General features: G+C 68.7%; 13 protein-coding genes. 7 read left to right on the top strand and 6 right to left on the bottom strand.

The features are described from left to right. The first annotated feature begins 25 nt into the window (after window positions 1-25). The gene (locus tag B0I29_RS20845; protein WP_111650698.1) at window positions 26-586 is read left to right on the top strand and encodes a TetR/AcrR family transcriptional regulator; all 561 of its coding nucleotides are present in this window, start codon (window positions 26-28) and stop codon (window positions 584-586) included. A gap of 1,595 nt (window positions 587-2,181) precedes the next feature. Next, entirely contained in the window at window positions 2,182-2,592 is a 411-nt protein-coding gene (locus tag B0I29_RS20835; protein ID WP_146616838.1) for a hypothetical protein, read from the top strand. Between the two features lie 244 nt (window positions 2,593-2,836). Here B0I29_RS20835 and B0I29_RS46805 read toward each other — a convergent pair whose 3' ends face one another. Further along, complete coding sequence (locus tag B0I29_RS46805; protein WP_245972648.1) at window positions 2,837-4,129, bottom strand: RtcB family protein; 1,293 nt, start codon at window positions 4,127-4,129, stop codon at window positions 2,837-2,839. A 225-nt stretch (window positions 4,130-4,354) separates the two neighbouring features. Here B0I29_RS46805 and B0I29_RS20820 point away from each other — a divergent pair, with 225 nt between their 5' ends. Beyond that, the gene (locus tag B0I29_RS20820; RefSeq protein WP_111650696.1) at window positions 4,355-5,206 is read left to right on the top strand and encodes a poly(ethylene terephthalate) hydrolase family protein; all 852 of its coding nucleotides are present in this window, start codon (window positions 4,355-4,357) and stop codon (window positions 5,204-5,206) included. Window positions 5,207-5,292: 86 nt separating this feature from the next. Next, a complete protein-coding gene (locus B0I29_RS20815) occupies window positions 5,293-6,876 on the top strand; it encodes an ABC transporter substrate-binding protein (protein WP_111650695.1) in 1,584 nt (527 codons plus the stop codon). Here the strand turns inward: B0I29_RS20815 and B0I29_RS20810 are convergent. The 4 genes from B0I29_RS20810 to B0I29_RS20795 form a co-directional block, all read right to left on the bottom strand. After that, window positions 6,858-7,265, bottom strand: a complete 408-nt coding sequence (locus tag B0I29_RS20810; RefSeq protein ID WP_111650694.1) for a hypothetical protein — start codon at window positions 7,263-7,265, stop codon at window positions 6,858-6,860. The genes B0I29_RS20815 and B0I29_RS20810 overlap by 19 nt on opposite strands. Window positions 7,266-7,292: 27 nt before the next feature. Next, window positions 7,293-8,123: a DUF72 domain-containing protein gene (locus B0I29_RS20805; RefSeq protein ID WP_220091384.1), complete on the bottom strand. Its 831-nt coding sequence runs from the start codon at window positions 8,121-8,123 to the stop codon at window positions 7,293-7,295. 101 nt (window positions 8,124-8,224) lie between these two features. Then, window positions 8,225-8,908 (bottom strand): alpha/beta fold hydrolase, encoded by a 684-nt coding sequence (locus tag B0I29_RS20800; RefSeq protein ID WP_220091381.1) that lies wholly within the window; start codon window positions 8,906-8,908, stop codon window positions 8,225-8,227. Window positions 8,909-9,054: 146 nt separating this feature from the next. Beyond that, the gene (locus B0I29_RS20795) at window positions 9,055-10,089 is read right to left on the bottom strand and encodes a LacI family DNA-binding transcriptional regulator (protein WP_111650691.1); all 1,035 of its coding nucleotides are present in this window, start codon (window positions 10,087-10,089) and stop codon (window positions 9,055-9,057) included. Between the two features lie 172 nt (window positions 10,090-10,261). Between B0I29_RS20795 and B0I29_RS20790 the strand changes: the two genes are divergently transcribed. Beyond that, the gene (locus tag B0I29_RS20790) at window positions 10,262-10,639 is read left to right on the top strand and encodes a VOC family protein (protein ID WP_111650690.1); all 378 of its coding nucleotides are present in this window, start codon (window positions 10,262-10,264) and stop codon (window positions 10,637-10,639) included. 46 nt (window positions 10,640-10,685) lie between these two features. Here the strand turns inward: B0I29_RS20790 and B0I29_RS20785 are convergent, their stop codons facing one another. Further along, window positions 10,686-11,183: a polyketide cyclase gene (locus tag B0I29_RS20785; RefSeq protein WP_111650689.1), complete on the bottom strand. Its 498-nt coding sequence runs from the start codon at window positions 11,181-11,183 to the stop codon at window positions 10,686-10,688. 200 nt (window positions 11,184-11,383) lie between these two features. Between B0I29_RS20785 and B0I29_RS20780 the strand changes: the two genes are divergently transcribed. Then, complete coding sequence (locus B0I29_RS20780; RefSeq protein WP_111650810.1) at window positions 11,384-11,683, top strand: hypothetical protein; 300 nt, start codon at window positions 11,384-11,386, stop codon at window positions 11,681-11,683. Beyond that, the gene (locus B0I29_RS20775; protein ID WP_111650809.1) at window positions 11,680-13,260 is read left to right on the top strand and encodes an amidase; all 1,581 of its coding nucleotides are present in this window, start codon (window positions 11,680-11,682) and stop codon (window positions 13,258-13,260) included. The genes B0I29_RS20780 and B0I29_RS20775 overlap by 4 nt, the downstream gene beginning before the upstream one ends. The last annotated feature ends 8 nt before the right edge of the window (window positions 13,261-13,268 follow it).

The following is a 13,268-nucleotide window of genomic DNA, read 5'->3' as shown; positions in this document are numbered from 1 at the left end:
CGTTGAGGTCTGTGAGGGAGCGCTTATGCCGACGCCGGAACGCACGTCGCTGGACGAGATCGTCGGGGCCGCGCGGGAGATCCTTGAGGCCGACGGCCTGGCGCGGCTGACGATGCAGGCCGTCGCGGAGCGGGTCGGGGTGCGTGCGCCGTCGCTCTACAAGCGGGTTCGCAACCGGGAGGCGCTGATCCAGTTGGTCGCGTCGGCGTCGGTCGACGATCTGGGCGCGCGGCTGGGTGCGGTGGTTCGCACCGGTGACCCGCGGGCGGATCTGGCTTCGCTGGCGCGGGCGTTCCGGGCGTTCGCTCATGCCCGCCCGGCGGCCTATCGGCTGATCATGGCGTGGTCGCCGGAGGTCGTGGTCGCCGTGGACGTCGAGCGGCTGGCGCAGGCGAGCGCACCGATGCTGGAGGTGTCCGCGCAGCTGGCGGGGCCGGGGAACGCGCTGGAGGCGGCGCGCCTGGTCACCGCGTGGGGGAACGGGTTCATCAACATGGAGCTGGCGGGCGCGTTCAAGCTGGGTGGGGATGTCGAGGAGGCTTTCGAGTACGGGATTGAGAGGCTGGCGCGGGCGCTGGCGCTGTAGTCGCGGGGTGTGCTGGCTGGCGCGGGCGCTGTAGTCGCGGGGTGTGCGGGCCGGCGTTGGCGCTGCAGGCGCTGGCTGGCATTGCCGGTTTGCGTGATTGGCCTGTTCTGCCCTGTGGCCTGGACCGGTTTGGCACTCGCTCCGGTCGGCGGTGGCTTCCTTGGCCTGCCCTCTCGCCGTGGCTTCCGGGCCTCGCGGGCCGGCCACTCCCGTGCTGAGTTTGGGCGCGGGCTGGGTCTCGCCTCGAACCCGGCCCGCGCCACGCAGCGGAGCTCCCCCGAACTCGGCCCGCTGCCAAGATTCCACCAGATGCGGGGTGGGCTGAACACGCAGAACGATATGCAGAACTAGTGATTCCGGGGTTCCGATGCCGAGGGCCGCTGGGCTTGTTGGGCTGTCGTTGCTTTCCTGAGCGCGCCACGCCCGAGCTGGGGGTGGTCCTGGAAGGTTCGGCGGGCGCGGGGTTTGATTTTCTTATGCTGGGATTTCGGGCTGGAAAGCGGCTTGATCGAATGCTTACCGGTCGCTTCTTCGGGCTGGAAGAATTGGGCCATGGGACAGCGGGGATTGTTCACCAGAGCCGAATTAGCGTCGTGGCGGGACCGAACCGCCAGGCGCAATTATTCGGCCGAGGCTGAGGAATTCCGGCGTCAGCACGAGCGCCATCGCGCGTGGGGGCTCAACCGTCGGCACGCCGAGCGCCTGCGGCAGATTCGCGAGGCCTCGAAGGACGTTCAGCCTGCAGCGCCCGAGCCAGCCACCCCGCCCGACCTGGTTGATCCGGGCATCCACACCGGCTCGGATGCGCGTCCCTTCCGGTGCGCCCGTTCCGATCCTGACCATCGGGCGGCGGGTTTGACTGACACTCCTGAGCAGGGAGAACAGGGAGGTTTTCCGGGCATCACTTCGGAGACGTCTCCCGAGCCCGCTTGCCCGGAGGCCGCGAGCCCCGATCCCACGGAGTCCGGACGAACGGACTCCGGGCCTGCGGACGCCGGGCCTGCCGAGTCCGGGCCTGCCGAGTCCGGGCCTGCCGAGTCCGGGGCTGCCGAGTCCGGACGGGCAGGTTCGGGATCCACCGGTGCCGGGCTTGATATCAGCCAGGAAATGGAGCCGATTCCCCATTCCGAAAATTGCCGGAACAAAGCACGCATCTTCGGAAGGTCACGAAGCCCTCCCATACATCGGCAGGAATCGACACCTCAGCCGCGATTCGCATTGTTTACTGTTTCAGGCTGCGCGCCTTGATTCCTGACATCGGCTAAAGGAGAGCCGGGGTTGGAGGACGACCGCTGCGCTGGTTCTTGCGGCTCTGCTTGGGTCACTGGGATCCTCTGCGGTCATGACCTTCCGCGTTGGGGACGTGCTGCGGATCTCGGTGCCGGCCAGGTCCACGATTGTCACCGAGCGCAACGGGTGGACGCTCTCGGTTCGGTGGCCCTGGTGGGAGGTCGATCCTGAGTCGGAGTTCATCCGGTGGAACGGTGACGTCGGTATCGGGCTCGATACCCGGGACGAGCTCTATGCCACCGGTTCCGCCTGCTCACACGCTTGCGCCTGGCGACTCCTGCGAGGTCGGCATGCCGGAGCGGATCGTGCACGTCATCGAGGTGCAGGAGTCCGACCCGCCCATGGTTACCGGCTGGTTGCCGCGGACCAGCCTTGAGCTGCTTGTTCTCCGGGCTGGTGAGGCGCAGGACCCGAGGGCCGAGTTCCAGGGCACGGGGATTCAGCCGCATGGCGGAATCCCGTACCGAATTGAATTGGTCTTTCGTCCTTTTGCCTTTCTTGAGCTCGGCGACGACGTGGCCGGCGCGGACGGGCGGGCGTGGCGGTTCGACGGGCCGTGGGCGTGGACGGCCTACGACGGCGGCGCGGGGCTGCCGGTGTGGCCGCTGACGCTGATCGAAAACGGAAACGGAAACGGAAGCAGGCCGGTCAACGACGGGAGCACTCATGACGACGAGATGAATCGATGGCGTCGCGCCGCCGGGCTGCCGGCCTGATCACGCGGACGGTCAGCTTCGCCGGGGCGCCCGCATGACCAGTCGGCTGCCACTTTCGCCTGCCGCCCGGATGAACCTGGCCGCCGCCAACACCGTCTGACTGCCAGCAAGACCAAGCGGCTGCCACCTCAAACCGGGCCACCGCATGGCCGGGCCGACGCATGGCCGGGCCGACGCATGGCCGGGCCGACGCATGGCCGGACCGGCTGCCGCCTCTATCGGCCCCGCGTGATCGAGGCGGTTGTCACCTTCGCCTGGCTGTTCGGGAGGCTGGTGGAGACATGTGCTTGTCGGCGGTTTTGTAGGTGATCACCGGGACTGTGGTGAGCCGCGGGGTTGCCAGGCTGAAGACGGTCAGGTCGGCAATTACCTGCTCGATGCGTTTGTAAGCGGTCGGGGCCTCCTCGAACAGCAACTGGCGGTCGCCGCAGACGACTAAGGAGCCGACGGGTGTGCGCCGGAGTTCCTCGACGGTGTGTTTGGCCTTGCCCCGCTTCAGGGCGTCGGATCGGGACATCTTGCGGCCTGCGCCGTGGGCCACCGAGAAACCCGCGTCGGGGCCGGCGTGCGCGGACACCAGGTAGGACCTGGTGCCTCGGGTGCCGGCGATCAGCACGTCCTGCCCGTCGCCCGGTGCGGCGCCCTTGCGGTGCAGGTAGAGCCCGTCGCGGATCTCCACCGCGTTGTGACAGACGTCGAGGATCGGTTCGCCGACGTCGGCACCGAGCGCCGATCCGACGCGTTCGGCCAGGGTGCGCCGGTTCAGGCTTCCCCACAGTACGGCCGAGTCGTGCGCTTCGAGATAGGCGGCGGGGTCGGTGGCCGGGCCGGCGCCGTGCACTTCGGTGTGTGCCCGCAGGATCCGCTCACCGAATCCGCGGGACCCGCTGTGCACGATCAGCACATGATCCCCAGCGGCCAGAGCCGGTGACGCCGACGCCGACGCCGACGGCGAGGCCAGCGGCGACCGCGAGGCCAGCGGCGACGTCTGCGACAGCGACGGCGACGGCGACGGCGACGCCTGCAGCGACGTCTGCGCCGACGTCTGCAGTGACGTCTGCGGCGACGTCTGCAGTGACGTCTGCGGCGACGTCTGCGCGGGCGGCAAAGGCGGTGCCGTCGGCGGCGCGGGCGGCAAAGCGCGCGGCGGTGGGAAGACCTCGTCCACCCTGGCTAGCTCTACGAAGTGGTTGCCTCGGCCTACCGTGCCGAGGCCCTCCCCGTATCCGCCCGGGACGTCGCCTGGTGGTGGCACTGGCTCGTCGAGGTCGGGGAAGCGTTTGGCCAGGCGCTCGGGGACGACCTTCTTGAGGCGGAACGGGAAGACCGCGATGCCGCAGCCGATGTCCGAGCCGACGAGGAAGGGGTACAGCACCGACGACAGCATGGCGGCGCCGATCGGGGCGCCCTTGCCGGGGTGCAGGTCGGGCATTCCGGCCACGTGGATCATGCCGTCCAGGGCTGCGACCTGGTGGCATTGGGTGATCGCGGCGGACTCGATCCAGCTGGACGGGCCCGCGAAGACTTTTACAGACAAGATGACGATCTTTCTCAGTCAAGGATTGGCACAGGCTGAAGGCGGATCGTCAGTACGTCATGTCGATCATTGTTGGCCCAGTTCACGGCTGCGGCAACGGAATTTCCGTCGTGTTACATATCGCGGCAGCATGTACTCAGTGGGATTACCGGCAGGTAACGAGCGGCGAGATCTTAACCACATCGATCTATGTGTGAACGATCCCACACCCCAGGGAGCACTCGCATGAAAGTTTCGCTTCTCTTCGCCTCGATCGCCGCGGCAGCAACAGTCCTGGTCGCGCCGACGCAGGCCCTCGCCGCCAACCCGTACGAGCGGGGACCCGCACCCACGAACGCCAGCATCGAGGCGTCACGTGGCACGTACGCCGTCTCGCAGACCACGGTGGCCCGCCAGAGCGGCTTCGGCGGCGGCACCATCTACTACCCGACCAGCACCGCGGACGGCACGTTCGGCGCGGTCGCCATCTCCCCCGGATTCACCGCGACCCAGTCGAGCGTCGCCTGGCTCGGACCCCGGCTCGCCTCGCAGGGCTTCGTGGTGATCACGATCAACACGCTGAGCACTCTGGACCAGCCGGACAGCCGCGGCACCCAGCTGCTGTCCGCGCTCGATTACCTGACCGGGACCAGCTCGGTGCGTACGCGCATCGACGCCACCCGGCTCGGCGTGATGGGCCACTCGATGGGCGGCGGCGGCAGTCTCGCGGCGGCACGCACCCGTCCGGCGTTGCAGGCGGCCGTGCCGCTGACCCCGTGGCACGGGACAAAATCGTGGACCACGGTACGCGTACCCACGATGATCATCGGCGCGGAGAACGACACTGTCGCACCGGTGGCGTCGCACTCCGAGCCGTTCTACACAAGTTTGTCCAGTGCGCCGGACAAGGCGTACCTGGAGGTCAACAACGCCACGCACTCGGCGCCGACCGAGGGTGGCAACGTCACGGTCGCGAAGTACGCGCTGTCGTGGATCAAGCGCTTCATCGACAACGACACCCGGTACGACCAGTTCCTGTGCCCGGCCCCGAGCGGTTCCACGATCCAGGAGTACCGCGCCACCTGTCCGCACGCGTAGCCCGTACCGCGTAATTGTGAACGGCCCGGTGGCTCTGATGCAAAGAGCCGCCGGGCCGTTCACTGGAAACTTACAATTCAAGAATTATGCGCCTCGCCATCACCATTCTTCTGCTCGCCGTTTTCGGCGCTGCCGCACCGGCCGAAGCCTCCACCGGCGGCACGCTCCGGATCCTGTCAGCCGCCGACGACGTCGATTTCGATCCGGCGCGCAGCAGTTCCTCGGCCATCAGCCTGCCCAGCCTGGTGCTGCGCCGGCTGAACACCTGGGACGCCCGGCCCGGCAAGCCGACCCTGGTCACGCCCGATCTGGCGACCGACACCGGGCGCAGCGACGACGGCGGGCGCACCTGGACGCACACCCTCAAGCCCGGCCTGAAATATGCCGACGGCAGCCCGATCACTTCGGCCGACATCAAATTCGGTGTCGAGCGCACTTTCGCGGCGAAGCATTCCGGCGGGCTCGGATATCACCGGTCGCTGCTGGCCGGCGGGGCCGATTATCGTGGGCCCTACGACGGCGAGAAATTGGACTCCATCGAGACGCCCGATGACCGGACCATCGTGTTCCGGCTGCGGATGGCGTACCGGGACTGGCCCTGGATCGCATCGATGGCGGCGTTCGTCCCGGTGCCGGAGTCGAAGGACGAAGCGGTCGCCTCCGGCCCGTACCAAATCGCCCTGAAGAAGCGCGACAAGCGCGCCGAGCTGATCCGCAACCCGCACTGGGATCGCGCCAGCGATCCGATCCGGACCGCCGAGCCGGACCGGATCGTGATGGAGCTCGGCCAGAGCGCGGAGGAACAGGCGCGGCGGTTGGTCGCCGATGCCGGCAAGGACCGGTACGCGATCGGCACCGCGCTGCTCCCCACCGACACGCTGAAGCGCATCCACCAGAGCTCTGAGCTGCACAAACGCTTGATCACCTCGGCACCGGACGCGCTCGAATACCTGGCGATGAACACCACGCGCGGCCCGCTGGCGGTGCGCAAGGTCCGGCAGGCGATGCAGTACGCGATCGACAAGCGCCCCCTGATGCAGGCCTATGGCGAGTACACGACCGTCGAGTACGCCAGCGCGCTGATCGGCCCCGGTATGCCCGGCCGGGTCGACTACCAGCTGTACGCAAAGGATCCGTCCGGCGATGTCGCCACCGCGAGACGGCTGCTCGCCGAAGCCGGCCACGCCGACCTGAAACTGACGCTGAGTTACGACGACGAGATCCGCTGGCGGGAGGAGGCGGAGACGATCGCGCGCGGGCTGGCCCGGGCCGGCATCGCCGTGACCCTGAAGCCGATCGTCGACCCGGCCGAGGACTTCGAGCTGAGGGTGAGCGCCTGGCTCGCCGACTACCCGAACCCGGCCGCCAGCATCCATCCGCTGTTCACGTCGCGCGGCAGCGACCACAACATCACCGGGTACGCCGACCCGGAGGTCGACGCGGCGATGGACCGCGCGTTCGCCGAAGCCGACCCGGTCAGGGCGCAGGCGCAGTGGGCGAGCCTGGATCGCCGGATCATGCGGGACGCGCCGGTGGTGCCGCTGCTCTACAGCGGGATCTCGACGATGCACGGCTCCCGGGTCGAGAACCTGACCGCGACGGCCAACCCGCACTTCCTCAACTACCTGCGCCTGTCCCTGCGCAGCGACACTCAGTCCAGCAGCCACTGATGCAGCTGCGTGCCGAACGGTGTCAGGGCGCCCGCTGTCAGCACCACCCACGCCCCGGTGCTCTTCAGCAGCCCGCGCAACGTCTCCCGGTCGCCCACCTGCCAGGTGTGCATCACCATCCCGAGTCCGAAAAAGACCGTCACGAACGCCACCGGGTAGATGAAGTACGCGACGAACATCCCCGGCACGAACCCGTAGACCAGCGGCGCCTCGGGCAGCGAGTCCATCGGGTCACCGAGGCGGTCCAGCCCTGGGTCGAACACCGCGCCGAGGTCGTTGGCACGCAGCGCGGCCAGCAACAACACGCCGAAACTGCTGATCAGGCACACCACGAGCAGTGTCCACTGTGCCCACACGAGAACGCGGCCACCGGCCGACCGTTGATCCACGGCGCGCAATCTATCCAACGATGATCTTCAGAAGAGCGTGAGGGGTGCTTCCGGCTCCGGCAGCGGCAACGGGTCGGGCAACGGCTCCAGCTCCGGCACGAGCGCGCGCACCTCGTCATGGAATCGGCGGCACAATTCCGGCGCGTCAGCATTGTCGGGAGTATGCACGAAAACGGTCGGCGCGCGCCCCTCACGCAGCCATTCCGCGGTCGTTCTCACCCATTTCTGCCAGCCTTCTATCGTACGATCGGAATCGTCTCGTCCCAGATAGCGCACGATGGGTCGTGCCGTTGTCGCATGCTCGCGAAGCGGCATGCGAGGCTTTTTCGTCCAGGCGTCGCGCTCGGCGTCGCTGGTCGGCGGGCTGGCGAAGAACGTGGTCGTGTCGAACGGGACCCATTCCGCATCGACCGCGGTCAGCATTTCTTCGAGCCGGCGCGGGTCGGCGAAGAATTCCGGGTGGCGCACTTCAACGGCCCAGCGATGCCCTGCGGGCATTCGCCGCAGAAATCGGTACAGGTCGTGCAGATCTTGCGGTCCGAATGCGCCGGGCAATTGGATCCAGAGCGCTTGGGTACGATCCTTGAGCGGCTCAATCGCGTCAAAGAAAGCAGCCAGCGGCTCATCGGCGTCGATCAGCCGGCGCTCATGCGTCACTATTTTCGGAATTTTCAGCACAAATCCGAAATCGTCGGGTGCGTGTGCGGCCCAGCTCTCCACGGTCTCCCGGGTCGGGATCGCGTAGAAGGTCGTGTTGCCCTCGACGGCGTTGCACCAGCTCGCATAGGCGCGCAGCCGATCGCCGGGCGTCGCCGGATGCGGCTGGAACCGGCCCTGCCACGACTTGAGACTCCACATGGCACAGCCGACGCGCAGCCTCATCCGAGCGGGGCTTTCGTGCGGACTCATCTGAGTGGAGTCTTCGTGCCGGCTCAGTCGAGCGGAGTCTTCGTGTGGGCTCATTCGAGCAGGGCTTTCGTCAGCTCGTCGGGGCGGCTCAGGGCGTTGAGGTGGCCGCCGGGCAGGCGTTCGACGTCGAGGCCGAGCCGGTCCCGGGCTACCCGCGCCTGGAAGTCCGCCGGGAAGAATCGGTCATCGGCGCCGGCGAGGGCCCGGGTCGGCACGTCCGGCCAGGCGGGCAGCGGCCAGGGCAGCCCGAACACGGCGCCGGACTGCGGGCTGCCGTGCGCCATGGCGTAATCGGTCAGGTCCTGCGGGACGTCGTGGAAGAAGTAGACGCCGAGGTCGAACTCCGCGTCCGGGTCACGGCCCTGGGCCCGGTCGTTGTCGCGGCGCGCCTGCTCCTGGCCGGTGTTCGCCCACCAGTCGCCGCCGGTCTCGCCGGGGGCCGGGATCATGGCGTTGACCAGGATGATCCTGGAGACCGGGAGCCGGTCGCAGGTCAGGGGTGCGCTGAGGCCGCCCAGCGACTGCGCCACGAGCACGACGTCGTCGGTCGTGCCGGCTGTTTCGGCTGTTTCGACTGCTTTGACGATCAGGTCGGCGTATTCGCGCAGGCCCGCGGTCTCGTCGTCGCCGGGCAGGTCGACGGCGATCGCGTTGTGGCCGGCGGCTTGTAGACGGGCGACGACCAGGTGCCAGATCCAGCCACTGCCACCTGCGCCGGGAACCAGGACGAACATGCGACCCATGCTATTTCACGCTCCCGATGCCAGAAGCACACCGTGCGCCCGGGTCCCGGCGGGACGAAAGCACACCGTGCGCCCAGATCCCAGCGGGACGAAAGCACACCGTGCGCCCAGACCCCGGCGGCACAGCACCCCCGAAATCAGCTGCGCTTGACGATTCCCGTCGACGCCCGGGCCACCAGCGCCGGCACGAAAGTTGCCTGCTCGTGCACATGATCTGGATTGCTCGCCTCGTCCAGCACCAGCCGTGCCGCCGTTCGCCCCAGCTCCTGACGAGGCTGCCGCACCGACGTCAGCGGGACCGCGGCGGCCGCCGCGAAGTCGATGTCGTCAAACCCGACGATCGCCAGATCGTCCGGCACTCGCAGCCCCGCCGTGACCGCGTGCTGCAACAACCCGAGCGCCAGCAGATCGTTGGCGCAGAACGCCGCCGTCGGCCGCCGCCGGCTGGGCAGGCCGGCGAGCCGCTCCCCCGCTGACCGTCCTTCACTCACGGTAAGAGCCTCGGTGGGCAGGTTGATCAGGTCCTCGGCCGGCAGGCCGAACTCCGCCCACACCTCGCGGGCGCCCTGCAACCGCTCCCGCACCTGTCCGATGCTGCCCGGCCCGCCCACGAACGCGACCCGCTGATGACCGCGATCGATCAGGTGCTCGACGGCGATCCGGCCACCGAGCACGTCGTCCACCGAGACCGAGCAGTGATCGCCGGCCCGGCTCAGCCGGTCGACCATGACGAACGGGATCCCGCGCTGCCCGACCTCGGCGAGGTGCGGCGCGTCCGGGTCGGCCGGGGTGATCAGAATGCCCTGAACCCGCTGCTGCACGAGCCGGTCGAGATGTTTCGCCTCACGGTCGCCGCGGCCGCTGCTGTTGCAGACGAACAGCGACAGGTCGGCGTCCTCGGCGGCGGTCTCGATGCCCTCGGCAACGTCGTGGAAGAACGGGTTGCCGCCGTCGAGCATCACGTACGCCAGCGCCCGGCTGGTCCCGGCCCGCAGCTGGCGGGCGGACTCGTTGCGGACGAAACCCAGGTCGGCCATGGCGCGCTCGACCCGTTCGCGGGTCGTGGTGCTGACCACGGCGGGGCGGTTGAGCACGTTCGACACCGTGCCGAGCGAGACACCGGCGGCCGCGGCGACGTCCTTGACCGAGGGGGCGCGGCCGTTGCGGGTCAACGGTGGACCTTTCGCCGAGTTGGATGTTGCACTCCGAGTGAACCACCGGAGATCGATGTTGCACTCCGAGTGAACCACCGGAACTGAAACATTTCAACCAGCCCACGCCTCGCGTGTCATCAAGCTTAATGCCCGACCGCCTGCGCTGACCGTAGCCGGTTAACATCGGTCGATGGCAGCGATCGCGCAGATATCGCTCGGGGTGACCGACCCGGAGCGTGCCGGAGCGTTCTGGGCACAGGCCCTCGGGTACGTCCGCCGGCCGCCCCGCTGGCCCGGCGACGAGTGGATCGTCATCGAGCCCTCACCCGGCGAACCGGGCGCCCCGATCGCGATGGACACCAGCGGGAGCCCGGCTGAGCAGTTTCCCCGCATCCACGTCGACCTGCTGGCCGACGACCTGAACACCGAGGTCGACCGCCTACTGAAGCTGGGCGCCACCCACGTCGACTGGCCGCACTACCCGAAACCGGGCGAGCGCCACCCGGGCGAACTCCCGTACGTGGTCCTGGCCGACCCCGAGGGCAACCGCTTCTGCGTCGCGGCCTGACCGGCCGTCGCCGCCCCGGACGATCGACGACTCCGGCACCAGCGGCTCAGCCGGCCGACTCGGCCAGCCGTCGCCAATTCAGCAGCTGCCGCCGAGCCATGACGAGATCCCCGGCGGAGAGCCACGGCGCGGCCCATCGATGCCCCTGCATGACAACCTTGAGCAGCAGCCGGGTAGCCCCGTCCGGCTCGTCGACCAGCACATACGACATGTACGCGCCCATGATCGTGCCGGTCAGCTGCCGCCCGGCGTCGACCGAGACGATCCGCCCCTGCGGCCGGCCGCCGGTCATGGTGAACGCCTCACCTACCCGGGGTTCCGCGAGCCCCACCAGCCGCCGCGGTGATCGCCGCCCACGGTTGTCCAGCCAGTCGTAGGAGTAGGGCGCGATCCGCACCTGCCCCACCCACGGCCACAACGCGGCAGCATCAACCGCGACCCGCACGCCACGCCAGACCTGAAGTACGGGCGCCTCGACAAACGCGTCACACGGATAGACCCGCCCGACATCTCCGTCCCCGACACCCCACCGGTCCCCGATCACCCACCCACCCCACCACCGATTGAGGGCGCGTATCAAGCCCGAAATCAACACACCCGCCAGGCCCGACATCCGCGCCGGGGCGGTAACGCGTACCAAATGGGGGCGGAAGGGATCGTCCTGGATGGACCGGAGCGGGGTGGTCACTGGGGCGTGATCATGCGGACACAGCGCCGACACAGATGGCTCCAAGAGTGGCGATCATGGCTGCCACCCCTCCTACGGACGCCGAGCTGGACATCATGATCCGGGCTCGTCTCGCGTCTCTCGGCATTGATTTGGACCAGCTACCGCCCGGCACGACCGCCGATCCGGAGACCGGATCGCCTGGCCGGGATTCCGTTCTCGCCTCGCTGCGATCGTTCGTGCGGGGCAGTGTCACCACTCTCGCGGCGTTCCAGATGCCCGCGCCCGCCGGTAGCGACCCGGCGCACGCGGCCGCGCTGTCGCAGCAGCCGGCACCGATGCTCTATCCCTCGATCAGTACGGAGTGGCGTCGATGACCGCAGTGAACCGGCGGGTCTTCCTGGCCCGCACCGCGGCGATCACCGCGGCTGCCGCCACCGGCGCGGCCGCACTGCCCGCCGCCGCGCAGGCGTGGTCCGGCAAGTCGCCCAAGTTCGGTGATGACGCCTATGTCGCCCCGCGCGCCGAGGCCCGCAAGGACCTGACCGAGCTGACCGTCGCCGAGGCGGCCTGGATGATCCGGTTCGGCAAGCTCAAGCCGGCCGCCATCGTCGAGGCATACCTGGCCCGGATCGGCTCCTACGACGCGGTCTACCAGGCGTTCAACACGGTTCTGACCGACGACGCCATCAAGGCGGCGGTCGCCGCGGGCAAGAAGAAGCAGGCCACGCCGCTGCACGGCATCCCGCTCGCGATCAAGGACAACTACTGGACGAAGGGGGTGCGGACCACCGCGAACTCGTACCTGTTCCAGGATTTCGTCCCGCCGTATGACGCGACAGCGGTGGCCAAGCTGAAGTCGGCCGGCGCGATCGTGCTCGGCAAGACCCAGATGGGTCCCCTCGCCACGACCCGCGCGACCACCCCGGCCGGCAAGATCACCACGGTGAACGCGTGGACACCGGCGAATCCGGCCACCGATCCGGGTGGCTCGTCGACCGGCACCGCCACGTCGGTCGCCAGCCGGATGGCCGCGTCCGGGACCGGCACCCAGACCGGCGGCTCGATCACCGCGCCGTCGAACGCGCAGAACCTCACCGGCCTCAAACCGACGATGGGCCGGGTGTCGCTCGCCGGGATCATCCCGCTCAGCTACACCCGCGACCACCCGGGCCCGCTCGCGCGCGACGCCAAGGACGCGGCGATCATGCTGACCGCGATGGCCGGTGAGGACCCGGCGGATCCGCGTACCCAAGGCCTTCCCGCCCTGCCGGACCTGATCGCGGCCGCTACTCCGGTGGTGTCGAAGGGCAAGTGCCGGGTCCGCAAGAGGGTGCGCGTCGGTGTGCTGCCGGGATATGCCTCGACCACCACCCGGACGGCATTCCTGTCGACCTTGGACACGATCGACGGCATCTCCCTGGTCGACGTCCCGTTCCCCGATCAATGGGACCTGCTCACCGGCAACGAGTTCAACAACGTGCGCCTGCCGGAGCGCAGCGAGCCGTTCATGCCGTACCTGCGCAACGACCTGCGCGGCTTCGGCGTCTCGGTGACCGGCTGGCTGCAGGGCGCCCTGCTGGGCGCGAACGAGTTCATCACCGGCCAGCGGGCCAAGCTCCTGCTGCTGGAACGCGTCCTCGACCAGGTCTTCGAAAAATGCGACGTGGTGGTGCAGACCAGCCCCGTCCCGTTCGACATCCTCGGCCTGCCGGAGATCGGCTTCCCGATCGGCTTCTCCGCGGCCGGCGTTCCGATCGGCACGATCCTGGGCGGCGCGCCCTACGAGGAGGACCAGCTGCTCTCGGTGGTGGCCGCCTACCAGGCCGTCACGGACTGGCACTGGAAGCGTCCCGCCGATCCGGCCACGCCGGCGGCAGCCGCCCGCTCCCTCAAGACCACCGACGACCGCGGCACGCTCACCGCCGAGGACGTCCTGGAACAAATGCAATAACACTCACC

Source organism: Actinoplanes lutulentus (assembly GCF_003259845.1).
In the GTDB taxonomy this organism is placed as follows: domain Bacteria; phylum Actinomycetota; class Actinomycetes; order Mycobacteriales; family Micromonosporaceae; genus Actinoplanes; species Actinoplanes lutulentus.
This window is presented reverse-complemented; position numbering and strand designations above follow the sequence as displayed.

Coding starts and splice junctions, on each gene's coding strand:
- B0I29_RS20845 (WP_111650698.1), top strand. CDS start 26: ATGCCGACGCCGGAACGCACGTCGCTGGACGAGATCGTCGGGGCCGCG.
- B0I29_RS20820 (WP_111650696.1), top strand. CDS start 4,355: ATGAAAGTTTCGCTTCTCTTCGCCTCGATCGCCGCGGCAGCAACAGTC.
- B0I29_RS20815 (WP_111650695.1), top strand. CDS start 5,293: ATGCGCCTCGCCATCACCATTCTTCTGCTCGCCGTTTTCGGCGCTGCC.
- B0I29_RS20805 (WP_220091384.1), bottom strand. CDS start 8,123: ATGTGGAGTCTCAAGTCGTGGCAGGGCCGGTTCCAGCCGCATCCGGCG.
- B0I29_RS20800 (WP_220091381.1), bottom strand. CDS start 8,908: ATGTTCGTCCTGGTTCCCGGCGCAGGTGGCAGTGGCTGGATCTGGCAC.
- B0I29_RS20790 (WP_111650690.1), top strand. CDS start 10,262: ATGGCAGCGATCGCGCAGATATCGCTCGGGGTGACCGACCCGGAGCGT.
- B0I29_RS20780 (WP_111650810.1), top strand. CDS start 11,384: ATGGCTGCCACCCCTCCTACGGACGCCGAGCTGGACATCATGATCCGG.
- B0I29_RS20775 (WP_111650809.1), top strand. CDS start 11,680: ATGACCGCAGTGAACCGGCGGGTCTTCCTGGCCCGCACCGCGGCGATC.